This window comes from Streptomyces sp. 7N604 (genome assembly GCF_052245475.1).
Taxonomy (GTDB): domain Bacteria; phylum Actinomycetota; class Actinomycetes; order Streptomycetales; family Streptomycetaceae; genus Streptomyces.
The window spans coordinates 82,657-108,459 of record NZ_JBQQBX010000022.1 but is presented as its reverse complement, the minus strand read 5'-3'; the positions used below and the strand labels follow the sequence as shown (position 1 = coordinate 108,459).

At 73.4% G+C, this 25,803-nt stretch carries 21 protein-coding genes and 1 pseudogene; 10 read left to right on the top strand and 12 right to left on the bottom strand.

Annotated features, from left to right (window positions below; all coding sequences use genetic code 11):
- Nucleotides 1–8: 8 nt before the first annotated feature.
- The 4 genes from ACTWP8_RS24240 to ACTWP8_RS24225 are packed head-to-tail and all read right to left on the bottom strand — an operon-like array spanning nt 9 to nt 3,784.
- A complete protein-coding gene (locus ACTWP8_RS24240) occupies nt 9–878 on the bottom strand; it encodes a 1,4-dihydroxy-6-naphthoate synthase (protein WP_443324233.1) in 870 nt (289 codons plus the stop codon).
- Nucleotides 875–1,693: a futalosine hydrolase gene (locus tag ACTWP8_RS24235; RefSeq protein ID WP_443324232.1), complete on the bottom strand. Its 819-nt coding sequence runs from the start codon at nt 1,691–1,693 to the stop codon at nt 875–877. The genes ACTWP8_RS24240 and ACTWP8_RS24235 overlap by 4 nt, the downstream gene beginning before the upstream one ends.
- Nucleotides 1,694–1,727: 34 nt before the next feature.
- The gene (locus tag ACTWP8_RS24230) at nt 1,728–2,225 is read right to left on the bottom strand and encodes a hypothetical protein (RefSeq protein WP_443324231.1); all 498 of its coding nucleotides are present in this window, start codon (nt 2,223–2,225) and stop codon (nt 1,728–1,730) included.
- A gap of 26 nt (nt 2,226–2,251) precedes the next feature.
- Nucleotides 2,252–3,784, bottom strand: a complete 1,533-nt coding sequence (locus ACTWP8_RS24225) for an MFS transporter (RefSeq protein ID WP_443324230.1) — start codon at nt 3,782–3,784, stop codon at nt 2,252–2,254.
- Nucleotides 3,785–4,052: 268 nt separating this feature from the next.
- Here ACTWP8_RS24225 and ACTWP8_RS24220 point away from each other — a divergent pair, with 268 nt between their 5' ends.
- Both ACTWP8_RS24220 and ACTWP8_RS24215 read left to right on the top strand, forming a co-directional pair.
- Nucleotides 4,053–4,991 (top strand): DUF3027 domain-containing protein, encoded by a 939-nt coding sequence (locus ACTWP8_RS24220; protein WP_443324229.1) that lies wholly within the window; start codon nt 4,053–4,055, stop codon nt 4,989–4,991.
- Between the two features lie 377 nt (nt 4,992–5,368).
- On the top strand, nt 5,369–8,977 hold the full coding sequence (locus ACTWP8_RS24215) for a sacsin N-terminal ATP-binding-like domain-containing protein (RefSeq protein WP_443324277.1): 3,609 nt from the start codon (nt 5,369–5,371) through the stop codon (nt 8,975–8,977).
- Nucleotides 8,978–9,205: 228 nt separating this feature from the next.
- Here ACTWP8_RS24215 and ACTWP8_RS24210 read toward each other — a convergent pair.
- From ACTWP8_RS24210 to ACTWP8_RS24200, 3 genes and pseudogenes are all read right to left on the bottom strand, one after another.
- A pseudogene (locus tag ACTWP8_RS24210) lies at nt 9,206–9,607 on the bottom strand (hypothetical protein); the annotation flags it as partial.
- A 177-nt stretch (nt 9,608–9,784) separates the two neighbouring features.
- Complete coding sequence (locus ACTWP8_RS24205; RefSeq protein WP_443324276.1) at nt 9,785–10,060, bottom strand: DUF2530 domain-containing protein; 276 nt, start codon at nt 10,058–10,060, stop codon at nt 9,785–9,787.
- 360 nt (nt 10,061–10,420) lie between these two features.
- Entirely contained in the window at nt 10,421–10,603 is a 183-nt protein-coding gene (locus tag ACTWP8_RS24200) for a ribbon-helix-helix protein, CopG family (RefSeq protein ID WP_443324275.1), read from the bottom strand.
- Nucleotides 10,604–10,750: 147 nt separating this feature from the next.
- Here ACTWP8_RS24200 and ACTWP8_RS24195 point away from each other — a divergent pair, with 147 nt between their 5' ends.
- From ACTWP8_RS24195 to thpR, 3 genes are all read left to right on the top strand, one after another.
- Complete coding sequence (locus ACTWP8_RS24195; protein ID WP_443314427.1) at nt 10,751–11,188, top strand: MarR family winged helix-turn-helix transcriptional regulator; 438 nt, start codon at nt 10,751–10,753, stop codon at nt 11,186–11,188.
- Between the two features lie 94 nt (nt 11,189–11,282).
- On the top strand, nt 11,283–12,704 hold the full coding sequence (locus ACTWP8_RS24190; RefSeq protein WP_443324228.1) for an MFS transporter: 1,422 nt from the start codon (nt 11,283–11,285) through the stop codon (nt 12,702–12,704).
- A 161-nt stretch (nt 12,705–12,865) separates the two neighbouring features.
- Nucleotides 12,866–13,429: an RNA 2',3'-cyclic phosphodiesterase gene (gene thpR / locus ACTWP8_RS24185; RefSeq protein WP_443324227.1), complete on the top strand. Its 564-nt coding sequence runs from the start codon at nt 12,866–12,868 to the stop codon at nt 13,427–13,429.
- Between the two features lie 268 nt (nt 13,430–13,697).
- On the opposite strand, the gene ACTWP8_RS24180 is transcribed toward thpR, so the two are convergent.
- Entirely contained in the window at nt 13,698–14,696 is a 999-nt protein-coding gene (locus ACTWP8_RS24180; RefSeq protein WP_443324226.1) for an aldo/keto reductase, read from the bottom strand.
- A 156-nt stretch (nt 14,697–14,852) separates the two neighbouring features.
- Nucleotides 14,853–15,539: a GDSL-type esterase/lipase family protein gene (locus ACTWP8_RS24175; protein ID WP_443324225.1), complete on the bottom strand. Its 687-nt coding sequence runs from the start codon at nt 15,537–15,539 to the stop codon at nt 14,853–14,855.
- Nucleotides 15,540–15,740: 201 nt separating this feature from the next.
- Between ACTWP8_RS24175 and ACTWP8_RS24170 the strand changes: the two genes are divergently transcribed.
- Entirely contained in the window at nt 15,741–16,796 is a 1,056-nt protein-coding gene (locus ACTWP8_RS24170; RefSeq protein ID WP_443324224.1) for a hypothetical protein, read from the top strand.
- A 79-nt stretch (nt 16,797–16,875) separates the two neighbouring features.
- Here the strand turns inward: ACTWP8_RS24170 and ACTWP8_RS24165 are convergent, their stop codons facing one another.
- Together ACTWP8_RS24165 and ACTWP8_RS24160 are read right to left on the bottom strand one after the other, a co-directional pair.
- Nucleotides 16,876–17,280 (bottom strand): PPOX class F420-dependent oxidoreductase, encoded by a 405-nt coding sequence (locus ACTWP8_RS24165; RefSeq protein WP_443324223.1) that lies wholly within the window; start codon nt 17,278–17,280, stop codon nt 16,876–16,878.
- A 31-nt stretch (nt 17,281–17,311) separates the two neighbouring features.
- Nucleotides 17,312–18,067 carry a TetR/AcrR family transcriptional regulator gene (locus ACTWP8_RS24160; protein ID WP_443314420.1) on the bottom strand — a complete coding sequence of 252 codons (756 nt, stop codon included), beginning with the start codon at nt 18,065–18,067 and terminating at the stop codon, nt 17,312–17,314.
- Between the two features lie 99 nt (nt 18,068–18,166).
- Here ACTWP8_RS24160 and ACTWP8_RS24155 point away from each other — a divergent pair, with 99 nt between their 5' ends.
- Together ACTWP8_RS24155 and ACTWP8_RS24150 are read left to right on the top strand one after the other, a co-directional pair.
- Entirely contained in the window at nt 18,167–19,144 is a 978-nt protein-coding gene (locus tag ACTWP8_RS24155) for an ATP-binding cassette domain-containing protein (RefSeq protein ID WP_443324222.1), read from the top strand.
- Nucleotides 19,141–19,968, top strand: coding sequence for an ABC transporter permease (locus ACTWP8_RS24150; protein ID WP_443324221.1), 828 nt, complete (start codon nt 19,141–19,143; stop codon nt 19,966–19,968). The genes ACTWP8_RS24155 and ACTWP8_RS24150 overlap by 4 nt, the downstream gene beginning before the upstream one ends.
- 68 nt (nt 19,969–20,036) lie before the next feature.
- On the opposite strand, the gene serC is transcribed toward ACTWP8_RS24150, so the two are convergent.
- Entirely contained in the window at nt 20,037–21,155 is a 1,119-nt protein-coding gene (gene serC, locus ACTWP8_RS24145) for a phosphoserine transaminase (RefSeq protein ID WP_443324220.1), read from the bottom strand.
- 181 nt (nt 21,156–21,336) lie between these two features.
- Here serC and ACTWP8_RS24140 point away from each other — a divergent pair, with 181 nt between their 5' ends.
- Nucleotides 21,337–24,501 (top strand): FAD-binding and (Fe-S)-binding domain-containing protein, encoded by a 3,165-nt coding sequence (locus ACTWP8_RS24140; protein ID WP_443324219.1) that lies wholly within the window; start codon nt 21,337–21,339, stop codon nt 24,499–24,501.
- Between the two features lie 242 nt (nt 24,502–24,743).
- Entirely contained in the window at nt 24,744–25,688 is a 945-nt protein-coding gene (locus ACTWP8_RS24135) for a S1 family peptidase (RefSeq protein WP_443324218.1), read from the top strand.
- Nucleotides 25,689–25,803: the final 115 nt, after the last annotated feature.

The window sequence follows — 25,803 nt, the reverse complement described above, 5'->3', positions numbered from 1 at the left end:
CTGCCCGGCTAGCCGAAGCCGAGCGCATCGTGGCCGAGGGGCGGTACGAGCCCCTCGGCCGCGGCGCGCGTGAGCAGTGCGCGCACGGCGGCGTAGCCCTCGTCGCCGAGACCGGCCGTGAACTCGTTGACGTACAGCCCGATGTGCTGCTCTGCGACCGCCGGATCCATCTCCTGCGCGTGCTCCATGACGTACGCGCGCGAGGCGTCCGGGTCGGCCCACGCCATTCGCACCGAGCCCCGCGCGGCATCCGCGAGCTGCCGCAGCCGCTCCTCGCCGAGCTCGCGCTTCGCGACGATCGCGCCGAGCGGAATCGGCAGTCCGGTCGTGGCCTCCCAGTGCTCGCCCATGTCGGCGAGGCGGTGCAGGCCGTAGTCCTGGTACGTGAAGCGGGCCTCGTGGATCACGAGCCCGGCGTCGGCCTTGCCGTCCCGCACGGCGGGCATGATCTCGTGGAACGGCATCACGACCACCTCGCCGACGCCGCCGGGAACCTTGTCCGCGGCCCACAGCCGGAAGAGGAGATAGGCCGTCGACCGCTCGCTCGGCACGGCCACGGTCCTGCCCGCCAGGTCCCCGTCCCCGGAAGCGCCCGGCTCGCGGGTCAGCACCAGCGGCCCGCAGCCCCGGCCGAGCGCCCCGCCGCACGGCAGCAGCGCGTACCGGTCGAGGATCCAGGGCAGCACCGCGTACGACACCTTGAGCACGTCCAGCTCGCCGCGCTCCGCCATGCCGTTGGTGACGTCGATGTCCGCGAAGGTCACGTCGAGCGCGGGCGCGCCCGGGACATGGCCGTGGGCCCACGCGTGGAAGACGAACGTGTCGTTCGGGCACGGCGAGTACGCGATCTTGACTGTGCCGCCCTGCGCTTGGCTCATCGGGACTCCTCCTCGACGATCGGAGTGAGCAGGTGGAAGGCGCGCCGCAGCGCCTCCAGGGCCTCGCCGATCCGCCAGGCGCCGCGGTCGCGGGGGCCGACGGGATTGGAGACCGCCCGTACTTCGAGCACGGGCACGCCGTGCGCGGCGGCGGCCTCGGCGACGCCGAAACCTTCCATCGCCTCGGCGGCGGCGCGCGGATGACGCGCCAGGAGCTCGGCGGCGCGCCCGGCGGAACCGGTCGTGGTGGAGACGGTGAGGACGGGCGCGAGTACGGCGCGCAGGCCGCCCTGTTCCAGCGCCTTGGCGGCGCGCCGGGCCGACTCGGGCGGCGGGATGTGGAGGGAGCGGCCGAAGCCCAACTCCTCGACGGGCGCGAACCCGTCGGGCGTTTCGGCCCCCAGGTCGGCGGCGACGATCGCCTCGGCGACGACGACCGCCCCGACCGGGGCGAGGGGCGCGAAGCCGCCGCCGATGCCGGCGGAGAGGACGAGGCCGTACGGGGTGCCCGCGAGTTCGGCGGTGGTGAGCGCCGTGGAGGTTGCCGCGGCGGCAGCGGCGGGCCCGACCCCGGCGGCGATGACGTCGACCCCTGGCCACGCGCTCCGCGCGGGTGGGAAGCGGCGCCCCGAAGACCCGGCATCGCCCGCGGTATCGCCCGCGGCATCCGCCTGCGCGGCGAGCGCATCGCTCAGCCCGGCCTGCACCGCGTCGGCTTCCGCCGCCACCGCGGTGACGACGAGGACGCGTGCCCGCCGGGGCCCGCCGTCCGGAGACGATTCTCCGGACGGCTGTCCGTCGGGGCGCGCGCGCATCAGTGCGGGGCCGATCGCCGGGGGCGGCCGTACGTCAGGACGCCCGGCTCAGCGTGAACTGCCACACGCCCTTCGCCTCGCCCGACTTCGTCACCTCGATGATCGCGACCTGTGCGGTCTTCGGAACCGCCGCCGCGCCCCCCGTGCTCTGCTGCGGCGCGAAGATCTGGTCGAAGTCGAAGGTGCGGTACGTGTCCTCGCTCGCCTCGGCCATCGTGCCCTGGCCGTTCACGACCATGGCCCAGCCCGACTCGGCGACCTCCGGGTCGACACCGACGCGGATCCTCTCGCCGTCGTGCACGGTGAGCTTCTTGCCGGACTTCCCGCCGATGCAGTCCTGCAGCTCCTGCTGGGACAGCTTCTTGCCCTCGCTGTAGCAGGCGGCCTCGGAGGACACGGAGTTCGAGCCCACTGTGACGGTCGCCATCGGGGTCGGCTTCTCGCACCCGGACAGGGCGACGAGCCCGAGGGCGGCGGCACCGGCAGCGACAGCGGTGCGGCGGGTCTTGCTCCTAAACAGCGCAGGGGTCATGCGGGAAGGCTATCTGCCCGCTCTGCTCACGCCACGCGGGGGTGCGGCGTGCCGCGGCGCCCGGCGGTCAGCAGCCCTCGTACGGTCGTGGCCGCGCCCGCGCCGACCATCGCCGCGGCCACGGACATGCCAAGAATGCCGTTCAGCGGCAGCGAGATGCCGACCGCTCCGCCCACCACCCACGACATCTGCAGCAGCGTCTCGGAGCGGGCGAACGCGGAGTTCCGTACCTGCTCCGGTACGTCGCGCTGGATCAGCGCATCCAGCGACAGCTTCGCGAGTGCCTGGGTGAACCCGGCCACGGCGCCGAGTGCCGTGATCGTGAACTGGTTGAAGAACAGGGCGGCCAGGACCGAGGAGCCCAGCGCGAGCACCAGCACCGCCACGATGATCTTCTCCGGCGTACGGGACCTGACCCACGCGCCGACCGCCGTGCCGAGCGCGTTGCCGACACCCGCCGCGACGGCCACCATGCCGAGCGAGACGGCCGCGGTCCGGTCGCCCAGCGGATGCTCGCGCAGCAGGAACGCCAGGAAGAAGATGAGGAAGCCGGAGAGCGCGCGGTGCGTGGCGTTGGCCTGCAGCCCGCGGAACACGGACGGCCCGACGGTCCGCAGACCCGGCTTCCTCGACCGTGCCGCGCCGCCCCGCCGGGTCTTCGCGGCGGCGGCCGTCTGAGACTGAGCCCGGGTCTGCGCCCCGGGCTGACTCCGAGTCTGCGTCTGAGTCCGCGGCTCATGCGACCTGTGATGCGGATGGAACTCGTGGGAGATGAAGCGCGCCTTCGCCTCGCCCTTCGCCGAGTCCACCTTGTGCGGCAGCGTGAAGGCCAGGAAGGCGCCGACGCAGAACACGAAGAACGCGGCGTACAGCGGCCACCCGGACCCGATGACCTGCAGCCCTGCCCCCACGGGCGCCGCGACGCCCGTGGCCAGCAGACCGCCGAGCGTCACCCGGGAGTTCGCCTTGACCAGGGAGAAGCGCGGCGGCAGCAGCCGGGGTACGACGGCGCTGCGCACGACGCCGTACGCCTTGGAGGCCACCAGCACACAGAGCGCCGCCGGGTACAGCTCGATGCTGCCGGTCACCACGGCGCTCGACAGGATCAGCGCGAGCAGCGCGCGGGCCAGCATGGCGCCCGCCATCGCCGCGCGGCGGCCGTGCGGGAAGTGGTCGAGGGCCGGGCCGATGACGGGGGCGAGCAGGGTGAAGGGCGCCATCGTGATCGCGAGATAGAGCGCGACCCGGCCGCGGGCCTCGTCCGTGGGCACGGAGAAGAAGACGGTGGATGCGAGGGCGATAGTGATCAGCATGTCGCCCGCGCCGTTCACGGCGTGCAGCTCGATCAGCTTGCCGAGGCCGGATTCGCCGGCGCCGTGGGCGTGGGTGGCGCGGCGGATGCCGCGCGCGGTGGCCGTGAACGGCAGGTGCAGCGCCCGTCCGACCGCCGCGCCGACGCGGCGGAGCGGACTCGTGCGTGCGGACGACCAGTCTGCTGCCACTCCGTCATACTGCCCCAACTCGTACGGGGCGTGGGTGTTCGGTGCAGCCGGCGGCATGTCCGGTCCCTGTCGGGCCGGTGAAGCCGAGGGGGAGGGTGGGCCGGGCGCTCGCGAGAGGGGTAGCGTGCGTTACGCGCCACCGGCCGTCGTACTTGGCCGCGCACCCGCCGGCGATCCCGCAGAATGGGTTGTAGCAGGTGCGCCCGAGGCCGATCGGGCGCGGACGTCGACGCGGCCCTGCGGTCCGCTCCGCCGCCGCCCCTCCGGCCGCACGGCCGGTTCGGTCGGCGCACGCGTGATACGGCGTAGGAGAGAATCGATTCTTGTGAGTGCTGCGACGATGCGAAGCCGTACCCCTGACCGCATGTGCGCCGAGGCGGTCGAACTCGCCCTCGCCGCGGCAGTGGAAGCCGCGGGTGAGGACTCGGTCGGCGAGCACCTCGGGGCGGTCGCGGAAGGTGACCGGGTCGTCACGCACCTCTTCGCCTGCCGCGAGCCCGCTTATCGCGGCTGGCGCTGGGCCGTGACCGTCGCCCGCGCCTCCCGCGCCAAGGTCGTCACGCTCGACGAGACGGTGCTGCTGCCCGGACCCGAGGCGCTGCTCGCGCCGGAGTGGGTGCCGTGGAGCGAGCGCCTGCGGCCGGGCGACCTGGGCCCCGGCGACCTGCTGCCGACCGAGGCGGACGACCTCCGGCTGGAGCCGGGCTTCTCCGGCGAGGACGAGCCGCCGCCGAACTCGGCGGTGTCGGCGGAGGCCGAGTACGCGCGCAACGTGGCGGAGCTCGCGGAGGCGGAGGACGCGGAGGTGTCCGCGGTGCCGCCGTCCGCGCTGCCCGGCCCCCCGGCCAGGGGCAGCATTACGGCGGTCGCCGAGGAGCTGGGCATGCGCCGCGCGCGCGTCCTCTCCCGCTACGGGCTGCACACGGCGGCGGACCGCTGGGAGGAGGGCTACGGCCCGAAGACGCCGATCGCGCAGGCTGCGCCCGCGTCGTGTGTGACGTGTGGCTTCCTGGTACCGCTCGCGGGCTCGCTGCGGCAGGCGTTCGGGATCTGCGCGAACGAGTTCTCGCCGGCGGACGGGCGCGTTGTATCGCTGGCGTTCGGGTGCGGCGGCCACTCGGAGGCCGCGGTCATGCCGAAGCCGCCGCGACCGGCGCCGCCGGTGATCGACGAGACGAAGGTCGACCCCCTCCCGTTGCGGCCGGACCGGGCGGGCGGCTCGGTGGAGCCCACGGGCCCGGAGGAGGAGCTCGGCCACTCCTGACCTCGCCGGTCGGGCCGTTGCCACAGCGGGTGCGTTGGGCGGCTTCACGCCGACTGGGCGGCATTCGGTTTCGCCTTGCGCCGAAGGCGCGAGACGAAAGCGTCAGACGGCCGGGCCGAATGCCGCCCAAGGGCGCGAAGCCGCCCAAATACACCCCGCCCGGCCTGGCGAGCTCGCCCCCGCTCCCGCCGCGCGAGGCCGGAGCCCCGCCCCGTTCCCCGTCCTCGCGGTGGCCGCGCCCCGCCCCGCCCCCCGGCGCCGGGGCCGTTCTGCCCCGGGGCTGGGACGGCGGAGCGCGGGGGGCGTCGCAAGCGGTACGTTCGGCGCTGACAATCGGTGGTGTGGCACGAGGGAGACGACACGTGAGCGGCACGGCGATGGTGCGGGCGACGGCCGACGGGGCGGACCCGTTCGGGACGGCGCGGCTGCGGCGCGGCGTGCTGGACGCGTGGGCCGCGTCCCCCGCCCGCTTCCGGGAGGACGCCAATGCCGAGGAGGACCTCGCCCTCGGCGGCTACCGCGACCGGCTGGTCGTAGAGCTGGCCCAGAACGCCGCCGACGCGGCCGCTCGCGCGGCCGTCCCCGGCCGGCTCCGGCTCACCCTCCACCCCTCGGAAGGCCCCGAGGGCACCGCCCCCGCCGCCCCCGCGGCCCTCGTCGCCTCCAACACCGGCGCTCCGCTGGACGCCGCCGGCGTCGAGTCCCTGTCCACGCTCCGCGCGTCCGCGAAGCGCGACGAGGACGCGGCGTACGCCATCGGCCGCTTCGGCGTCGGCTTCGCGGCCGTCCTCGCCGTCAGCGACGAGCCCGCGATCGTCGGCCGCAGCGGCGGAGTCCGCTGGTCCCTCGCCGAGGCGCGCGAGCTCGCGCAGGAGGCGGCCGAAGCAAGCACCGGCCTCGCGGACGAACTGCGCCGCCGCGACGGCCACGTACCGCTGCTGCGGCTGCCGCTGCCCGCTCAAGGCACCGCGCCCGTCGGCTACGACACCGCCGTCGTGCTGCCGCTGCGCGACGGCGCGGCCGCGGACCTCGCCGCCCGCCTCCTCGACGGAGTCGACGACGCGCTGCTGCTCACGCTCCCCGGCCTCTCCGAGGTCGTCGTGGACACGCCCGAGGGCGTACGCACCCTGACGCGTCGTCAGGAAGGCCCGTACACCGTCATCGAGGACAGCGCGCACGGTACGACGCGCTGGCGCACCGCCACCGTCGGCGGGCAGCTGGAGGCGGCGCTGCTCGCCGACCGCCCGATCGAGGAACGGCTGCGCCCGGTCTGGTCCGTGACGTGGGCCGTCCCCGTGGACGACGCGCGCGGCGGCGCGCCCGCGCGGCCCGGCACCGCGCCGGTCGTCCACGCCCCGACCCCCACCGACGAGCCCCTCGACCTGCCCGCACTGCTGATCGCCTCGTTCCCGCTCGAGCCGACCCGCCGCCACGCGGCGCCCGGGCCGCTCACGGACTTCCTGGCGCAGCGGGCCGCGGAGGCGTACGCCGGGCTCGTACGGGACTGGCGCCCCATCGGCACTGGCACGATCGACCTCGTCCCGGGACCGCTCGGCAAGGGCGAACTGGACGGCCGCGTGCGCGCGGAGATCCTGCGCCTGCTCCCCCGCATCCCCTTCCTCCCCAGCGCGGCCTCGCCTACGGCGGCCTCCCCCGAGGACCGCGGGTCCGAACCCCGCGACCCCTGGGCTGCTCCGGCTCCCGATGCGGCCGGAGCCGCTTACACCGGAGCGGCCGCCGCCGACGCGGCGCGGAGCGAGCCCGGCGCGGCCGGGGGCCATGAGCGGGGCACGGCAGCTGGTGGGCACGGTGGCGCCGGCCCGCACGACCCGTGGGCCGAGGAGCTGAGGACGCCGACGTCCGACGACGCCGCGTCATGGCGCGAGCGCGACGCTGCCGGGGGAGCCGGAGGCGCCGACGCGGCGCCCGGCGTGGCCGGGTCCGCAGCCCGCGCCGCCGACGCAAACGCCGGCGCAGACGCCGCGGACGGTGCCCTTCGGCCCGTCGATGCCGAGATCGTCGAAGGCGCGGGAGCCGAGACCGTACGCGTGCTCGCCGAGCTGTTCCCCAGCCTGCTGCCCGCAGGACTCGAGCGGCGGTCCGAGCTGCGCGCGCTCGGCGTCGCACGCGTGCCGCTCGGAGAGGCCATCGACCGGCTCGCGGGCGTCGAGCGCGCCCCCGCCTGGTGGCGACGGCTCTACGACAGCCTCACCGGCATCGACCCCGACCGCCTCAGCGGCCTGCCCGTACCGCTCGCGGACGGCCGTACGACCATCGGCCCCCGCCAAGTCCTGCTGCCGCTCCCCGGCGCCGACGACACCGCGGAGGAGCGCCGCCACCCCGACGTCGCGGACGTCGTCGTCGGCGCGACCCGCATCCCCGCACCGGCCACCGAGCCGGCCCCCGCCCGGCCGACCAGCGCGGCCACCCTCGCCCGCCTCGGCCTCAAGGTCGCCCACCCCGACGCCGCCCACCCCCTCCTCGAGAAGCTCGGCGCGACCCCCGCCACCCCCCGCGCCGTCCTCACCACCCCCCAGGTGCGGGCCGCCGTCGCGAACTCCCTCGAGGCCGGCGAGATCTGGGACGAGGACGCGGACACCCTCGACGGCGACGAGCTGGCCGAGGCCGTCCTCGGACTCGTACGGGACGCCCAGCTCGCGCCCGGCGACGAGCCCTGGCTCGCCGCGCTCGCGCTCCCCGACGAGGACGGCGAGCTCGCCCCCGCCGGTGAACTCGTCTTCCCCGGCAGCCCGTTCGAGCGCGTCATCCGCGAGGGTGAACTCGCCGCCTGCGACCCCGAGCTCGCCGAGCGCTGGGGCGAGCAGCCGCTCACCGCGGTCGGCGTGCTGGCGAACTTTTCGCTCGTACGGGCCTCCGACGTCGTCCTCGATCCCGACGAACTCGAGCCGCGCGACAGCGACTTCGCGGAGCCGGACGACGTGGGGCTGTGCGACTCCGTCGACGTGTGGTGCGAGGACGTGCTCGACCGGCTGCCCGAGTTGCCCGTGCCGCCGGTCGCCACCGAGATCGTCGCCGTCCGCGACCTCGAGCTCGTCGATGACGACGCCTGGCCGCAGGCGCTCGCGCTGCTCGCCGAGCCCCCGCTGCGCGAAGCGCTGACCGAGCGCGTCCGGATCCTGCTGCCGGACGGCACGACCGAGACCGTCCGCCCGTACACGGCGTGGTGGCTGCGCGGCAACCCCGTGCTCGACGGGCGCCGCCCCGCCGGGCTGCGGGCCGCTGGCGGCGACCCCCTCCTTGCCGGCCTCTACGAGCCCGCGGATGCGCACGGCTTCGAGGACGAGCAGGTGCTGCGCGCGCTCGGCGTGCGCACGTCCGTCGCCGCGCTGCTCGACGAACCGGGCGGCGCCGCCGAGCTGCTGTCCCGCCTCGCCGACCCGGGCCGCCCGGTCGCCGCCACCCAACTGCACGCCATCTACAGCGCGCTGGCCGAGCTCGACCCGGAACAGGTGACGCTGCCCGACGAGCTGCGGGCGGTCGTCGACGGGGACGTACGGGTCGTGGACGCGTCCGAAGCCCTGGTCGCGGACACGCCCGACCTGCTGCCGCTCGCGACGGACCGGGCGCTGCTGCCCGTACGGCCCGGACGTGCGGTGGAACTCGCCGAGTTGCTGCAGGTGCCGCGGCTCAGCGAGGTCTACGAGGGACGGGTCACCTCTCCGGAGGGCGAAGGCGATGGCGCAGGCGCGGGCGAGACGCACGAGGTGCCGGAATCCGTACGCATCCTGCTCGGCCCCGCGACGCCCGCCTCGTACGTCGAGTACGAGGAGCTGCTGGTCGACGGCGTCGAGGCGGACTGGCGCCTGACCCCGGACGGCGTGCTGCACGCGGCGACTCTGGAGGGCGTGGCGGCGGGCCTGGCCTGGGCGGCGGGCCAGTGGCCGCGCCGCTTCGAGGTCGCGGCGCTTCTGGAGGACGCCTCCCGCACGGAGGAACTGGCCCGCGACCGCTGGTTCGACCAGTAGCCGGAGCCACGATCGCTGGTCGGGCTCACTCCCCGGCCGCTGGCTCCTCACCGGTGGCTTCGGCCTCGCGGGCACCGAAACCAGTGGTGTCCAGGTCGAAGTCGAAGGGCGCGGGGACGTGCAGCCGTTGGCCGAACGACACGGTGGTGCGCGAGCGGTAGCCGTGCGGTGACGGGTCCCCAGAAGGCGGTGATCTCCTCGGCCTGCATGTCGAGGACGAGGTACACCGTCCGAGCCGCCCAGGGGGCGGAGTTCGGACAGGTCCATGGCGCCCTGGGTGAGGATCCCGGTCTTGTCGAGGCAGACGACATCGACCCGCGCCAGCCCCAGATCGTGCTGATGCCGGTGCGCAGCTCGGAGCTGACGAGGGTGAAGCGGGAGGCCTCCTCGGCGAGTTGGGCGGCGTAGGCCTCGCGGCCGACCTGCCTCGCCGTCGAAGACCACCTTGTCGCCGGGGCCGAGCTCGACGAGGTCGATGAGGACGATCTCGGAGGTGGCGACCTCGGCGGACACGCCGTCGCGGCGGACGGTGGGGCGGGCCTCGCCGATGACGGCCAGGCCGTCCAGGGTCTTCTTGGCGCGCAGCTCCTGGATGATGCCGCTCGCGGTGTTGGCGACGATGACGTAGCCGCCCTGCTCCTGCTCCGCTGACGACGGCTCGGGAGCTCCGCTTTCGGTCCGCGGCCGCCGCGTCATGACTCCGACGCTACGGGCGGAAGGTGTCGTTCACCTACCGAAGAGAGCCGGGAGCGGGAAGCCGGGCGCCGGAGCCGGGAGCCGGAGCCGCGGGCTCGCGGCGGTCGCCCCTTACTCGGGCTCTCCCTGCTTCCCGGCGGCGGCGTCAGCCGCCCGCCGGAGAGCGGCGTCGCGCCGGCGTACGTACCAGATGCCGAGCAGTCCGAGGCCGCCCCCGGCGAGGCAGGTCCACAGCCACCACAGATGACCGTGGTCCTCGAACCACGCGTAGAAGGGGAGCTGCACGAGGAAGAGGACGAACCACAGGACGGTTCCCCCGGTGATCGTCCCGACGACGTTCCCCTCCAGGGGCTCCGGGGCTTCGTGCCGCGGTGTCCACTTCCCCATCGTCCGGGCGCCTTTCGGGTCGATCGTCATAGCCCCCAGCCTATGCCGTCCGGTTGTGGGCATTCGTTCCGCGGGGCTGGGGGCACCTCCCAGCGGTAGCTGGGGGAGGGTGGCCACACCGGACCCGTACCCGGCGACGGTGCGCACTCCCCACCGGAGGAGTCCGGCTTCTTCGACGCGATGGGCACCATCATCGGCGTCGGCGAGGAGGCGGGCCTGACCGACGAGGACGGCCAGTTGCCCGGCACGGGCCGGGCCTGATGGCGGGCAGGTTCCGTACGGTGCCGTGGCTGCTGAACGCCGTCGGCGTCTGCTTCCTCGTCTACTTCCTGCTCAGCCCGATCGAGCAGGCGCTCGGCGTCAGGTAACCCCGTAGAACTTCTCCGTCTCGTCGACCGCCGTCTTGAAGCGCTCGTCGAAGTCGTCGCGCATCAGCGTGCGGACCACGTAGTCCTGGACGCTCATGCCGCGCTTCGCCGCGTGCTGTCGGATCCGGTCGAGAAGGTCATGGTCTATCCGAAGACTGAGCACGTCCGATCCCATCGATCCCATATGGACACGGTCCCGGCCCAGGCAGGAGCCGTGCGTCACTTTCCGGAACCGTCTCACTCATATGGGTGACTGTGTGTTTGTGGGGCGCTGCGCTGTGCGGCTAGTCCTTAGGCGGAGTAATGAGGTACCCTAAGGAACATGCCGGAACTGACCAGTGCCGCCGACGCAGCCGCTGTGAACGCTCTGCGGTCCGCCGTGATGCGCCTGTCGCGCCGGCTCAAGCACCAGAGGGTCGACGAGTCGCTCAGCCCGACCGAGATGTCGGTGCTCGGCACGCTCGCGCGGTGCGGCTCCGCCACCCCCGGTGAGCTGGCCCGCAAGGAGCATGTGCAGCCGCCGTCGATGACCCGCATCGTGGCGATGCTCGAGGCCAAGGGGCTGGTGCGGCTCGAGCCGCACCCCGAGGACCGCCGCCAGAAGGTCGTCAGGCAGACCGAGCGGGCGGAGAGCATGCTCGAGGAGAGCCGGCGCAGGCGCAACGCCTGGCTCGCCGAGCTGGCCGGCGGTCTCGACGAAGAGGAATGGGCCGCGCTGCGCGCCGCCGCGCCCGTGCTGGAGAAGCTGGCGCAGCTGTAACCGCGGCCGGAAGACCCGTAGGGCGTACGAAGCCCGAAGACGTGAAGGAAGGCCGAACGACGCCACGACGCCACGACGAGGAGGCGAGCCCACTTTGAGTACGGGACCCGGAGCAGACTCCGCCCCCGCACCGAAGCCCGAATACGACGACACTCACGCCGACGCCCAACCCCAGGAGCCGCGCGGAGGGACCTTCCGCTCCCTGAAGGTACGGAACTACCGGCTCTTCGCCACCGGACAGGTGGTCTCCAACACCGGCACCTGGATGCAGCGCATCGCCCAGGACTGGCTGGTGCTCAGCCTCACCGGCTCCTCCGCAGCCGTCGGCATCACCACCGCGCTGCAGTTCCTCCCCATGCTGCTCCTTGGGCTGTACGGCGGCGTGATCGCCGACCGCTTCCCCAAGCGGCAGCTGCTCCTGATCACCCAGTCCGCGATGGGCCTCACCGGCCTCGCGCTCGCCGTGCTGACCCTGAGCGGCCACGTCGAGGTCTGGCACGTCTACCTGATGGCGTTCCTGCTCGGCGTCGTCACCGTCGTCGACAACCCGACGCGGCAGGCCTTCGTCGCCGAGATGGTCGGGCCGCAGGAGCTGCGCAACGCCGTCAGCCTCAACTCCGCCAACTTCCAGTCCGCCCGGCTGGTCGGCCCGGCCGTCGCCGGTGTGCTGATCACGGCCGTCGGCAGCGGCTGGGCGTTCCTGCTCAACGGCCTGTCCTTTCTCGCGCCGCTGGCCGCCCTGCTGATGATGCGGACGGGCGAGCTGCACAAGGTCGAGCGCGCGCCGCGCGGCAAGGGCCAGCTGCGCGAGGGCCTGCGGTACGTCGCCGGGCGGCCCGACCTGGTCTGGCCGATCGTCCTGGTCGGCTTCATCGGCACCTTCGGCTTCAACTTCCCGATCTGGCTGACCGCGTTCGTGGACGACGTCTTCCACGCGGGCGCCGGTACGTACGGCCTGCTCAACACGCTGATGGCGGCCGGTTCGCTGGCCGGGGCCCTGCTCGCCGCCCGCCGCGGCACCTCGCGCTTCCGGCTGCTGGTCGGCGCGGCGCTGCTCTTCGGCGTCCTGGAGATCGCGGCGGCCCTCGCCCCCGCCTTCTGGGTCTTCGCCGCGCTGCTGGTGCCGATCGGCATGTTCGGCCTGACGATCAACGTCACCGCCAACTCGGGGGTGCAGCTGGCGACGGATCCAGCGATGCGGGGCCGGGTGATGAGCCTGTTCATGATGGTCTTCGTGGGCGGTACGCCGCTGGGCGCGCCGATCGTCGGCTGGATCACGGACGCCTTCGGGGCCCGCATCGGCTTCCTCGCGGGAGGTCTGATCTCGGCAGGTGCGGCGGCCGGAGTCGGCCTGATGCTGGCGCGCGTCGGCGGCCTCCGCCTGAAGCTGGACCTGCGGCGCGGCCACCGGCACGTGGAGTTCGTACCGCGGGTGGCCGCGCCCGACTCCGCGGAGCCGGGCGGCCGGGCGGCGGAGGGGCCGGCCGAGGAGGGGCGGCTTTCCGCAGCGGCGTAGCGCCGGTGGTGGTGACGTTCCGGGGCCCTGGGCGACATCCATCGCCGGGGCCTCAGCCGTCGGCCACGAGGCACGAGGTACGAGGTACGAGGTACGAGGCATGAGGCATGAGGCATGAGGCCCGAGGTACCGGGAACGGCCATCTGCGCGAAACTGGCCGCATGAGACTCTTCGCCGCCGTGGTGCCGCCGGAGGCTGCCATCGCCGAGCTCGCCGTGGAGGTCGCCCGGCTGCGGGAGCTGCCGGGCGCCGACCGGCTGCGCTGGACCGGCCGCGCCGGGTGGCACTTCACGCTCGCGTTCTACGGGGAAGTGCCCGAGGAGGTGGTACCGGAGCTGGCCGTCCGGCTGGGGCGGGCCGCGCACCGTCACCACCCCTTCGAGATCCGGCTCGCCCGGGGCGGCCGGTTCTCCCGCGCGGTGGTCTGGGTCGGCGCGGACGGCGACGCCGAGGCCATGGCGCGGCTCGCGGATTCCGCCGCGGCGGGCGCCCGGCGAGCGGGCGTACCGATGGAGGAGCACCGCCCCTACGCCCCGCATCTGACGATCGCCCGCAACCGTAGCCAGATGAACCTCAGGCCGTACGTCGAGGCGCTCGCGGAATTCGAGGGCAGCCCGTGGACGGTGGAGCAGCTGTGTCTCGTACGCAGCAATCTGCCGACGGGCGGGGTGAGCGGGGAGCAGCCGCGCTACGAGACGATCGAGGCCTGGCCGCTGGGCGCCTGACCGGCGTGGGTCGGGCGCCGGGCCGGGCGTACGGGCCGGGCGTATGGGCCGGGCGCCGGGCGTACGGGCCGGGCCCGCGGTCAGGGCCGCCGGCCGCCCGGCTAACCTCGAAGCGTGGACGCGAAGACCAGAAGCCGGATCGTGAGCGGTGCTCTCGTCGTGATACTCGTCGTGGTCATCCTGGCGGCCGTGCTCGGCTGAGCGGCAGGCACGACCGGCGCGGCCGCCCGGACGACGACAGCCCCTGAGCGGATCGAATCCGCCGCCGCTACCAGGCGAAGGCCTCCGGCGAGGGCCCGGGCCCCGGGAAGATCTCGTCGAGCGATGCCAGCAGCTCGTCCGAAAGCTCCAGCTCGACCGCGCGCAGCGCGGATTCGAGCTGTGCGGCCGTGCGCGGCCCGACGATGGGGCCGGTCACGCCGGGCCGGGTGAGCAGCCAGGCGAGCGCGACGTCGCCGGGCTCCAGACCGTGCTTGTCGAGCAGGTCCTCGTACGACTGGATCTGCTCGCGCTGCTTGGCGTTCCGCAGTGCGTCGGCCGACCGGCCGGACGCGGTACGCCCCGTCCCGCCCTCGCGCGCCTTGCGGATCGCCCCGCCGAGCAGGCCGCCGTGCAGCGGCGACCAGGGGATGACGCCGAGGCCGTACTCCCGGGCGGCCGGAATGACCTCCATCTCGGCGCGGCGCTCGGCGAGGTTGTAGAGGCACTGCTCGCTGACCAGGCCGTACGTCGTGAGGCGGCGGCGGGCGGCCTCGTTGGCCCGCGCGATGTGCCAGCCCGCGAAGTTGCTCGACCCGGCGTAGAGGATCTTGCCCTGCTGGATCAGGACGTCGATGGCCTGCCAGATCTCGTCCCAGGGGGTGGCGCGGTCGACGTGGTGGAACTGGTAGAGGTCGATGTAGTCGGTGCCCAGCCGCTTGAGGCTGGCCTCGACGGCGCGGCGGATGTTGAGCGCGGAGAGCTTGTCCTGGTTGGGCCAGGGAGCGTCCGCGGTGCCCATGTTCGCGTACACCTTGGTGGCGAGCACGACCTTCTCGCGGCGCTCGCCTCCCTTGGCGAACCACGACCCGAGGATCTCCTCGGTGCGGCCCTTGTTCTCGCCCCAGCCGTAGACGTTGGCGGTGTCGAAGAAGTTGACGCCCGCGGCGAGCGCGGCGTCCATGATCGCGTGGCTGTCGGCCTCGTCGGTGACGGGCCCGAAGTTCATGGTGCCGAGGACCAGTCGGCTGACCTTCAGTCCGGTGCGTCCGAGCTGCGTGTACTCCATGAAGCACAGCCAACGCCTTCGAGCGCACTCGAGGCAAGCGCTGCCCGCCGGTGGCGGGCAGCGCGGCGTGCGGCAGGGCGCGTGTGCTTGTCGGGCATCGTGAAGTCGGCGGTCAGGCGGCCGTACTGGCGCTTGACGGTCGAGGTGCGCGGGGTCTCAACTGCCGGGCCGGTACGGGGCGCCCAGGCCCCAGGCCTGGTGCAGTGCGTTGGCGAAGGCCGCCGCGAGCTTGTGTTCGCCCGAGGGGCTCGGGTGGGTGCCGTCGTACGTGTCGTGGTGTATCGACCAGTCCGCCGGGCGGGAGGCCAGGAGCAGGGGGGAGTGCGGCGCGTCCAGGTTCACGATCGCCTTCTCCAGACGCTCGTTGAAGCGCTCGCACTCCGCCGCGAACGGCGGGTCCGTGTGGGCGCGGACGTTGGGGACGACGGGCAGGGCCACGATCCGGATCCGCGGGTTCGCCTCGCGCGCCTCCGCGACGAAGCGGCGGACGTTGGCCGCGGTCTGGTCGGCGTCGGTGTAGAAGCCGAGGTCGATCAGGCCGAGCGAGACGAGCAGAAGGCCGGCGCGGTGCGTGGCGACCGCCTCGCGGATGAGCGGCGCCATGTGGAGCCACCCCTCGCCCCAGCCCGCGAGATGGCGCCGGGCGGCGACGGGGAAGGCCGGGTCGGCGTAGTCGTGGGAGACGGGGCCGCCGGCGACGCAGTCGTGGAGGGCGGTGCGCGGGCCGACGAACTCGTACGGCCCGCCGGGCGCAGCGCTGAGGTGCTGCCACATCCGGTAGCGCCAGGTGTGCTCACCGGCGCCACCGATCGTCATCGAGTCGCCGACGAACATCATCCGCATCCGGTCATCATCGCGGATGGCCGCCCGGCCTGCGACGTGACACTGGACACCTCACGGACACCTCGGTGACACCTCAGCCGCATGGGTCAACAGGGCCCCGGCGGCGTCCGGCTGCCGGGGACGCGCGCGGCTGCCCGGGACGCGGCCCGCGCCGCCCTTGGCGTCCTGCCGGGGGATGCGCGCAGATGGCAATCTTGGGGCATGCGTTCGCTTGCCCGCGGCCTCGGCGCCGCCGCCCTGGCCTCTGCCGTCCTGGCCGTGCCCGCCGCCGTGCCGGCCGCCGCGGACGGCGGGTCGCCGGAGTCGTTCACCATCGAGGACTCGCGCATAACGGAGTCGAGCGGTCTCGCCGCGAGCCGGGCGCACTCCGGGGTGTTCTGGACGCACAACGACAGCGACGACGGCCCGTACGTCTACGCCGTGGACAGCGCCACCGGCCGTACGGTCGCGACCGTCACCCTCGCCGGGATCGACCCCCGCGACGTCGAGGCGGTGTCGGTCGGCCCCGACGGACAGGTCTACGTCGGGGATATCGGGGACAACTTGGGCGGCAGCTGGCCCGAGGTGTGGATCTACCGCTTCCCGGAGCCGAAGAAGTTGCGCGACACGACGGTCACGCCGGTGCGCCACACCGTCCGTTACGACGGCGGGCCGCGCGACGCCGAGTCGCTGATGGTCCATCCGAAGACCGGCCGGGTCTACATCGTCAGCAAGCGGGAGGAGGGCGGCGGGCTGTACGAGGGCCCGGCCGAGCTCTCGGCGTCCGGCGTGAACACCTTCCGGCGCATCGCCGACATCGGACTCTGGGCCACGGACGGGGCCTTCTCACCCGACGGAACCCGGCTGGTGGTGCGCAGCTACTTCGAGGCGCGCGCCTACCGCTGGGCGGCGCGCGGCGCGAGCGGCGCCGGCAGCGCCGGCGCCAGGATCGAACCGATCGGGCAGCCGAGCCTGCCGATGCAGCGGCAGGGCGAGTCCGTGTCATTCACCCGGGACGGCCGCGCGCTGATGTACGGGACGGAGGGCGTGCAGAGCCGGGTGACGCGTGTGGCGCTGCAGGGCGAGCTGCTGCCGGACTCGGCCGCCAAGGCGGCCCAGACGGCCAAGGGTGAGCAGGGCGGCTCCGGCCGGGAGAGCGGCGACCGGAGCGGGGCGGCGTCACAGGACGAGGACCGCGACCTCCTGGTCGGCGGGCTGACCGTCGCCGGGGCGGTGGTGCTGGTGCTCGGCCTGCGGAGGCTCGTACGACGCCGGTGACGAGGCCGGTGACGGCGCCGGTGACGATGCCGCTGACGGTGAGATGCAGTCGGTCCCTCGCCCCGGGGGGCAGGCGCCGCTACGAGGGCGAGTCCTCGTCGACCAGCCGCAGTTCGTAGTGCAGCGTCTTGTCGCGCTGCAGCCGGTGCGCCGCCGGGACCAGGTAGCGCTGCACCACCGGGTACTTGCGGCCGATCAGCTCCGCCGCGTGCGCATTCTCCTCGCTGCCCTGCTCGAGCAGCCGTACGTGCGCCTTGCGGGTGGCGCCCGTCGGCTTGCCGCGGCGCGTGGAGGGGGCGATCTCCACGTCGGGGAAGTTGTGCATCCGTTTCGCCTTGCCCGACTTGCCGAAGGTCCTGATGTACGCGTGGTCGCCCTCGACGGCGATGTGGACGGGCGTTCCTACGGTCGAGCCGTCCCGTTTCTGCGTGGTGAGCAGGATGCAGCCCTGCTTCACAAAGGGTGCGAGTCCTGGAGTGGCCATGCCTCCATAGATGCACAGGGCGGGGCCGCCGTCATCCCGAGCGGCGCTCCACGAATGCCTCCAGACCGTCCAGCAGCCTCTGCAGCCCGAACTCGAAGATCTCCTCGCCGCTCCCGGTGAAGGTGTCGTCCGCCAGTGCCGCCATCAGCGGGTAGCGCCCGGTGGCCATCGCCTTCTCCAGGATCGGCGCCTGGGTGTTCCAGAACTCATCGTCCGTGATGCCGGTGCGCTGCTCCGCCCGTACGGAGTTGAGGTGGCTGCGGGCGCAGCCGCTGACGTAGCCGTCGAGGGCGACGAGGACGCCCATCTTCTCCTTGTCGGAGAGGGCGGCCTCCCGCATGCCGCCGAGGGCGAGTTCGAGGCCGGCCAGGGCGTTGGGGCCCAGGACGGGCCGGGCCTGGTCGACGAGGAGCAGCCAGGGGTGCCGGGTGTAGAGCCTCCAGCTGCCGTGCGCGACCTTCTCCAGCGCCGCCCGCCAGCCCGCGCCCGGTGCGATCTCGGTCGCGTCGCCTACGTCGTTGACCTTGTCGAGCATCAGGTCGAGCAGCTCGGCCTTGCCCGGGACGTAGCGGTAGAGCGACATCGTGCCGACGCCCAGCTCGGCGGCGACGCGGCGCATGGAGACCGCGTCGAGCCCTTCCGCGTCGGCGACGGCGACCGCGGCCGTGACGATCCGGTCGAGGCTGAGCCCGGGCTTCGGGCCGCGGGCGGGCTTGGCGCCGAAGTCCCAGAGGAGCTCGAGACTGCGGTTGAGGTCGCCGCTGCCGCTGTGTTCTGTCGTCGTCATGGTGCCCCCATCCTAAAGCGGCCGGGGGAAAAACTGAGTACGGCGTACTCGCAATAGAGTACGCTGTACTCAGTTTATGGGAGGGAGTGAGGGGAGCCCATGCCGGTAAGGGAGTTCGCGGTCCTCGCAGAGGGCCTGGAGAAGCGGTACGGGGAGAAGCGCGCGCTCGATGGCTTCGACCTCGCCGTGCGCTGCGGCACCGTCCACGGCCTGCTCGGACCGAACGGGGCGGGCAAGACCACGGCCGTCCGGATCCTGTCCACGCTCGTCCGGCTCGACGGGGGGCGGGCTCGGGTCGCGGGCCTGGACGTGACGCGGCAGCCGCGGCAGGTGCGCCGCCGAATCGGGCTGACCGGGCAGTACGCGGCGGTTGACGAGATCGTGACTGGGCGGCAGAACCTGGCCATGTTCGGCCGCCTGTTCCACATGGACAGGAAGCGGGCGGCCCGGCGGGCGGACGAGCTGCTGGAGCAGTTCGGTCTCACCGAGGCCGCGGAGAAGGGCGTCAAGGAGTACAGCGGTGGGATGCGGCGGCGGCTCGACCTGGCCGCGAGCATGATCCTCGCCCCGGAGGTGCTCTTCCTCGACGAGCCGACGACAGGTCTCGACCCCCGCGGCCGCAACGAGGTGTGGGAGGCGGTGCGCTCGCTGGTCGCGGGCGGCACGACCGTACTGCTCACGACGCAGTACCTGGACGAGGCCGACAAGCTCGCGGACCGTATCGCCGTCATCGACCGCGGGCGGACGATCGCCGACGACACCCCGGCCGAGCTCAAGCGTGAGATCGGCGGGGACCAGGTGGAGGTCGTGGTGCGGGAGGCCGCCGATCTGCCGGCGGCGGCCAAGGCGGTGGCGCGGGTGGCGGCCGCGGGGGCCGAGCCGGAGGCCGACCGGGAGGACCTGCGGGTGACGGCGCCGGTGACCGACCGGGTGGCCGCGCTGACCGAGGTCGCGCGGACGCTGCAGGACGAGGGGATCGCCGTCGAGGACCTCGGGGTGCGGCGGCCGACCCTGGACGAGGTGTTCCTGCGGATGACGGGACGCCGTACGGAGGAGAGGGAGGGGGCGGCGGCATGAGCACCGCACTGGATGCCGGCCTGGACGGACCCGAGCGGCGGCTGTACTGGGCCGTCGCGGACTGCCTGACCATCGTCCGCAACGAGCTCACCCATCTCGTACGGCAGCCCGCCAACATCGCCTGGCAGCTGGGCTTTCCGATCGTCTCGGTGCTGCTGTTCGTCTACGTCTTCGGCAGCGCGATGGACGTGGGCGGCGGGGCGGACTACAAGGACTACGCCCTGCCCGGCATGTTCGCCATGACGATGGCCTTCGGGTTCATGAACACCGCGATGATGGTCGCCATCGGCAAGGAGAAGGGCGTCATGGACCGCTTCCGCTCCATGCCGATGGCGCCCTCGGCGGTGGTGAGCGGGCGCGGCGTCTCCGACGTCATCGGCGCCTGCCTGGACCTGGTGGTGCTGGCCGTGATCGCCCTGGCGGTCGGCTGGCGCCCCGACGGCAGCCTCCTCGAGGCCCTCTCCGCCTTCGCGCTGCTGATCCTGCTGCGGTTCGCGCTGATCTGGATCGGCGTCTTCCTCGGCCTGCTGGTCCCCAGCCAGGAGGCGGCCGGGAACCTCTTCGCCGTCGCCTTCCCGTTCGGGATGATCTCGAGCGTCTTCACGCCGCCGTCGATGATGCCGGACTGGCTGGGCGCCATCGCGATGTGGAGTCCGGTCTCGTCCACGGCCAACGCGATCCGGGACCTCTTCGGCAACCCGGTGCCGGGCGGCGGCAGCTGGATCGAGGGGCACGCGCTGCTGATGGCGGTCGTCTGGCCGGTTGTCATCACGCTGGTGTTCCTGCCGCTGGCGGTGCGGAAGTACCAGAACCTGAGCCGCTGATAACGGGTACGGGCCCTGGGCGCGGTGTGCGCCGAGGGCCCGTATGCGTATGCCGGTGTGCGTTCTGGCTACAGCTTGTCGACCACGTAGTCGACGCAGGCCGTCAGCGCCTCCACGTCCGCCGGGTCGACGGCCGGGAACATCGCGATCCGCAGCTGGTTGCGGCCCAGCTTGCGGTACGGCTCGGTGTCCACGATCCTGTTCGCGCGCAGCGTCTTGGCGATCGCGGCGGCGTCGATGTCGTCGTTGAAGTCGATCGTCCCGACGACCTGCGAGCGCTGGGCCGGGTCGGTGACGAACGGCGTGGCGTACGAGACCTTCTCCGCCCACCCGTAGAGCCGCGCGGAGGAGTCCGCGGTCCGCTCGACGGCCCAGCTCAGGCCGCCGTGCCCGTTCAGCCAGTCCAGCTGGTCGGCGAGCAGGAAGAGGGTCGCGAGGGCGGGGGTGTTGTACGTCTGGTTCTTGCGGGAGTTGTCGATCGCGGTCGGCAGCGAGAAGAACTCCGGGACGTGCCGGCCCGAGGCGTGGACGCGGGCGGCGCGTTCCAGGGCTGCGGGCGAGAAGACCGCCAGCCACAGGCCGCCGTCCGCGGCGAAGGACTTCTGCGGGGCGAAGTAGTAGACGTCGGTCTCGCGGATGTCGACGGGCAGGCCGCCGGCGCCGGAGGTCGCGTCCACCAGCACGAGCGAGCCCTCGTCGGCGCCCGGGACACGCTTGATGGGGGTGGCGACGCCGGTGGAGGTCTCGTTGTGGGTGAGGGCGTACGCGTCGACGCCCGCCTCGGCGCGCGGCGCCGGGTGCGTGCCGGGGTCGGAGGAGATGACGGTCGGCTCGTCCAGCCAGGGTGCGAGCTTGGCGGCCTTGGCGAACTTCGAGGAGAACTCGCCGAAGGAGAGGTGCTGCGACTTGCGCTCGATCAGGCCGTGGGTGGCGATGTCCCAGAAGGCGGTGGAGCCGCCGTTGCCGAGGACCACCTCGTAGCCGTCGGGCAGCGAGAACAGTGCGCGCACGCCGTCCCGCACCCGGCCGACCAGGTTCTTGACCGGGGCCTGGCGGTGGGACGTGCCGAGCACGGAGGTACCGGTGGCAGCCAGGGCGCTGAGCGCCTCGGTACGCACCTTGGACGGGCCCGAGCCGAAGCGTCCGTCGGCGGGCTTGATATCAGCGGGAATCTGGATCTCGGCCACGTCCCGAAGCCTAATCCGTCGGGGCAGGATGCCCAGACGGATGTCCACCGGATGAGACACGGATGTCGGCATCCGGCCCTGCCGCCCCGCGGAACGAATGCCCACAACGGGGTGGGAACGAATGCCCACACCCGGTGGGAACGCGTGCCCACACCCGGGTGTAGGGGGCACGCTAGTGACCATGAGTGAGCTACGGGAGCTGGAGGCCGCGCTGCGGGCGACCGTACGCGGCGAGGTCGCCCGCGACGCGGCGAGCCGCGCGCTGATGACCATGGACGCCTCGAACTACCGCCGCGTGCCCGACGCCGTCGTCACCCCGCTCGACGCCGCCGACGTCGCCGCCGCCCTCGCCGTCTGCCGCGAGTCCGGCGTCCCCGTCGTGCCGCGCGGCGGCGGGACCTCGATCGCCGGGCAAGCGACCGGCACCGGCGTCGTACTCGACTTCACCCGGCACATGAACCAGATCGTGGAGATCGACCCGGAGGCCCGTACCGCCGTCGTCCAGCCGGGCGTGATCCTCGACGATCTGCGCCGCGCGGCCGGGGCGTACGGCCTGACCTTCGGCCCCGACCCGTCCACCCACAGCCGCTGCACCCTCGGCGGCATGATCGGCAACAACTCCTGCGGCTCGCACTCGGTCGCCTGGGGGACCACGGCCGACAGCGTGCACGAGCTGGACGTGCTGACGTACGGCGGGGAGCGGGCCCGGCTCGGGCGCCGTACGGAAGGGCTCCCCGCCGCCCTGCGCGAGGGCGCCGAAGCGCTCGTCTCCCGCCGCCTCGCCCTCCTCCGCACCGGCTATCCCGACCTCCCCCGCCGTATCTCCGGCTACGCCCTCGACGCGCTCCTCCCCGAGAAGGGCGCGGACTGGGCGCGGGCCTTCACCGGCAGCGAGGGCACGCTCGGCGTGCTGACCGAGGCGACCGTACGGCTCGTGCCCGCGCCCCGTGCCCGGGTGCTGGCCGTGCTGGCGTACCAGGACGAGGGCGCGGCCGCGGACGCCGCGCACACCCTCCTCCCGTACGCCCCGCTGACGGTCGAGGGCATGGCCTCCGACCTCGTGCCGGGCGCCGCGGCGGCCGGGCTGCCGAAGGGCGGGGCCTGGCTGTTCGCCGAGGTCGGCGGCGATACGGCGGCGGAGGCGCGGGCGCGCGCCGAGGAGCTGTGCCGCGCGGCGGCGGACGCCACCACCGACCACGCGCTCGTCACCGACCCGAGCGAGCAGCGCGCCCTGTGGCGCATCCGCGAGGACGCCTCGGGCACGGCGACCCGCATGCCGGACGGCAGCGAGGCGTGGCCGGGCTGGGAGGACTGCGCGGTGCCGCCGCCCCGGCTGGGGGACTACCTCCGCGACTTCCGCGCGCTGATGTCCCAGCACGGGCTGCGCGGCACCCCCTACGGGCACTTCGGCGACGGCTGCATCCACGTCCGTATCGACTTCGACCTGCTGAGCGGGGAGGGCGTACGGCGCTTCCGCGACTTCTCGTCCGACCTGGCGGACCTGGTCGTCGCGCACGGCGGCTCGCTGTCGGGCGAGCACGGGGACGGGCAGGCGCGGGCGGAGCTGCTGCCGCGGATGTACGGGCCGGAACTGGTGCGGGCCTTCGAGGAGTTCAAGGACCTCTGGGACCCGGCGGGGGGCCTGAACCCCGGCATGCTCGTACGGCCCGCGCGGCTGGACGAGAACCTCCGCTTCGAGGTGCTGCCGCGGGAACCGGTGGACGTCGCGTTCGGGTACCCGCACGACGGCGGGGACTTCTCGGCGGCGGTGCGGCGGTGTGTGGGCGTCGCCAAGTGCCGGGCGCCGTCGGTCGCGGGGTCGGGCGTGATGTGCCCGTCGTACCGGGTCACGGGGGAGGAGCAGCACTCCACGCGCGGGCGCGCGCGGCTGTTGCACGAGATGCTGGCGGGCGAGGTGGTGACGGACGGCTGGCGCTCGGAGGAGGTCCGGGAGGCGCTGGACCTGTGCCTGTCGTGCAAGGGGTGCCGTACGGACTGCCCGGTGGGGGTGGACATGGCCACGTACAAGGCGGAGTTCCTGCACCACCACTACGAGGGGCGGGTGCGGCCCGCGGCGCACTACGCGATGGGGTGGCTGCCGGTGTGGCTCCGCGCGGTGGCGGCCCTCCGCCTGGGCCGCGCGGCGGGCGCGGCGGCCCGCGTCGCGCCACTGGCGGCGGTGGTGAAGCGGCTGGGCGGCATCGCCCCGGAGCGCACGATTCCGGAGCCGGCCCCGGAGCCGCTGGTGCGGTGGTGGCAGGCACGAACGGCGGCTTCGGCCGCCGCCGAACGGGCCGCGGGCCGTGAGCGCGGGGCCGCCGGCTCCGACGGCGGGACGGGGCGGGCCGGTTCCGGCCATAGGCCGACGGCGGACCCGCGGCCGAGTCCCGGGCGCGAAGCCGGGCCGGAGAGCGCATCCTCGGCGACGCCGCCTGCCGGGGCGGCCCCGGCTGAGCCGCGCAGCGGCCGTACGCCGGGCCCCTCCGCGATTTCCGCGCGGGAGCGCACCGTCGTGCTGTGGCCCGACACCTTCACCAACTACCTCTCCCCCTCCGTCGGCCAGGCCGCTGTCGCCGTACTCGAAGCCGCCGGGCTGCGCGTGGTCCTGCCCCCCAAGGGCGTGTGCTGCGGGCTGACGTGGGTCTCGACGGGTCAGCTCGGGCGGGCCCGCAAGGTCATGCGGCGCACGCTGGACGCCATGGCCCCCGCGCTCGACGCGGGGCTCCCCGTCGTCGGGCTCGAACCGAGCTGCACGGCCGCGCTGCGGACCGACCTCCCTGAGCTGGTGGGCCGGGACGACCCGAGAGCGGCGCGGCTCGCCGGATCCGTCCTGACCTTCGCGCAGGCGCTCGACCAGCTCACCCCGGACTGGGCACCGCCCCGCATCGGCCGCCCGGTCGCCGGCCAGACCCACTGCCACCAGCACGCGGTCCTCGGCGACGCGGCCGAGCGCAAGCTCCGCGAACGCTCCGGGCTGACCGGCGACTTGAGCGGCGGCTGCTGCGGCCTCGCGGGGAACTTCGGCTTCGAGCGCGGCCACTACGAGGTGTCGCGGGCCTGTGCGGAGGAGCAGCTCATCCCCGCCGTACGGTCCGCCCCGCCGGAGGCGGAGATCCTGGCCGACGGCTTCTCCTGCCGTACGCAGCTCGCCCAGCTCGGCGCCAGGCCGGGCCGCCACCTCGCGGAGGTGCTTGCGGAGGGGCTGGCGAGGGTGCCCGCGGACGTGCCGCCGGATGCACCGGAGGACGCTCCGACGGACGTACGGGCGGACGCACCAACGGGCGTACGGGCGGACGCACCGGCGGACGCGCCGGCGGATGACGGCACAAATTCCGGGAACGAGTGAACCCCGCGGCCCGTTTTCGCGTCTAACGAATTGGCGAGAGGAATACCCCGTCAATTCTTCAGTCCTGCTCAACTGCATTTCTGCAGGACTTCTGCAGAATTCTTTGACGGGGCCGCTGATGGGGTCCTAACGTTTCTCAACGTCGCTACTCCTCAGGCCGGTTGGGGCTTGTCGGACACGCGTGCCCCGAGCCCTTTCACGCCTGCCGGAGTTCAGTCCCGCAGAAGTGGAGACAACCCCCCATGCGTCTTTCTCTCTCCCGCCGCCGCGCCAAGCGAATAGCCGCCGCCGGTCTGGCGTCCACCGCCGCCGTGGCCCTCGTAGCGGCCGCCGCCCCGCTGGCACAGGCCGCGGACAAGGCCGGGTCGGCGGCGCCGTCCGGCGACCGCTCGAAGCCCAGCGCCCGCATCATCGGCGGCACCGACGTGTCCAACGACGCGTACCCCTTCATGACGGCCCTGCTCAGCAAGGGCCCCGGGAGCGCACAGAAGCGCCAGTTCTGCGGCGGCAGTCTGATCAGCCAGGACGTCGTCATGACCGCCGCGCACTGCGTCGAGGGCATGGAGGCGAAGGACCTCCAGGTCGCGGTCGGCCGCACCGTACTGTCCAACTCCCAGCAGGGCCAGATCCGCAACGCCCGCCCGTCCGAGGGCGAGGGCGACCCGGGCGGCATCGTCGTGCACCCCCGCTACACCAAGGGCAACGCGGCCTACGACATGGCCTTCGTCGAACTCGCCAAGCCGGTCAGAGGCATCGCCCCCATCAAGCTCCCGACCCCCGGCACGGACGCGCTGATCCGGCCCGGTGCCAAGGCGATCGTCACCGGCTGGGGCAACACCGACACCGAGATGCCGCACTTCCCGGACCGGCTGCGCGAGGTGAAGGTGCCGCTGCTCACGCACGACGAGTGCAAGGTGAGCTACGACAGCTACGACGCGAAGGTCAACATCTGTGCCGGCCTCGAGGGCAAGGACTCCTGCCAGGGCGACAGCGGCGGCCCGCTGTTCCGTAACGTCCCCGGCCGCCAGCAGCCGATCCAGATCGGCATCGTCTCGTACGGGGACGGCTGCGCGGCCCAGGGTGCCCCCGGGGTCTACACCTCGGTCAGCTCGGCCAAGCTCTGGGACACGCTGTCCGAGTCGGCCGAGGGCAAGAGCCTGAAGGAGAAGCTCGGCCGCGGCCGCTGAACCGGCCGCTGACCAGCCGTACCGGCTGAACCGGCCGTACCACCACGTGGCTTGAACCGGCTTTTCGGCACAGCGCATCCCGAGGACGGCGATGCGCTGTGCCGACTGCCGCCCC

Coding starts and splice junctions, on each gene's coding strand:
- ACTWP8_RS24200 (WP_443324275.1), bottom strand. CDS start 10,603: ATGGGATCGGACGTGCTCAGTCTTCGGATAGACCATGACCTTCTCGAC.
- ACTWP8_RS24205 (WP_443324276.1), bottom strand. CDS start 10,060: ATGGGGAAGTGGACACCGCGGCACGAAGCCCCGGAGCCCCTGGAGGGG.
- ACTWP8_RS24155 (WP_443324222.1), top strand. CDS start 18,167: ATGCCGGTAAGGGAGTTCGCGGTCCTCGCAGAGGGCCTGGAGAAGCGG.
- ACTWP8_RS24240 (WP_443324233.1), bottom strand. CDS start 878: ATGAGCCAAGCGCAGGGCGGCACAGTCAAGATCGCGTACTCGCCGTGC.
- ACTWP8_RS24135 (WP_443324218.1), top strand. CDS start 24,744: ATGCGTCTTTCTCTCTCCCGCCGCCGCGCCAAGCGAATAGCCGCCGCC.
- ACTWP8_RS24180 (WP_443324226.1), bottom strand. CDS start 14,696: ATGGAGTACACGCAGCTCGGACGCACCGGACTGAAGGTCAGCCGACTG.
- ACTWP8_RS24150 (WP_443324221.1), top strand. CDS start 19,141: ATGAGCACCGCACTGGATGCCGGCCTGGACGGACCCGAGCGGCGGCTG.
- ACTWP8_RS24175 (WP_443324225.1), bottom strand. CDS start 15,539: ATGCGGATGATGTTCGTCGGCGACTCGATGACGATCGGTGGCGCCGGT.
- ACTWP8_RS24230 (WP_443324231.1), bottom strand. CDS start 2,225: ATGACCCCTGCGCTGTTTAGGAGCAAGACCCGCCGCACCGCTGTCGCT.
- ACTWP8_RS24195 (WP_443314427.1), top strand. CDS start 10,751: ATGCCGGAACTGACCAGTGCCGCCGACGCAGCCGCTGTGAACGCTCTG.
- ACTWP8_RS24225 (WP_443324230.1), bottom strand. CDS start 3,784: ATGCCGCCGGCTGCACCGAACACCCACGCCCCGTACGAGTTGGGGCAG.
- ACTWP8_RS24235 (WP_443324232.1), bottom strand. CDS start 1,693: ATGCGCGCGCGCCCCGACGGACAGCCGTCCGGAGAATCGTCTCCGGAC.
- thpR (WP_443324227.1), top strand. CDS start 12,866: ATGAGACTCTTCGCCGCCGTGGTGCCGCCGGAGGCTGCCATCGCCGAG.
- ACTWP8_RS24160 (WP_443314420.1), bottom strand. CDS start 18,067: ATGACGACGACAGAACACAGCGGCAGCGGCGACCTCAACCGCAGTCTC.
- ACTWP8_RS24165 (WP_443324223.1), bottom strand. CDS start 17,280: ATGGCCACTCCAGGACTCGCACCCTTTGTGAAGCAGGGCTGCATCCTG.
- ACTWP8_RS24170 (WP_443324224.1), top strand. CDS start 15,741: ATGCGTTCGCTTGCCCGCGGCCTCGGCGCCGCCGCCCTGGCCTCTGCC.
- ACTWP8_RS24140 (WP_443324219.1), top strand. CDS start 21,337: ATGAGTGAGCTACGGGAGCTGGAGGCCGCGCTGCGGGCGACCGTACGC.
- ACTWP8_RS24215 (WP_443324277.1), top strand. CDS start 5,369: ATGGTGCGGGCGACGGCCGACGGGGCGGACCCGTTCGGGACGGCGCGG.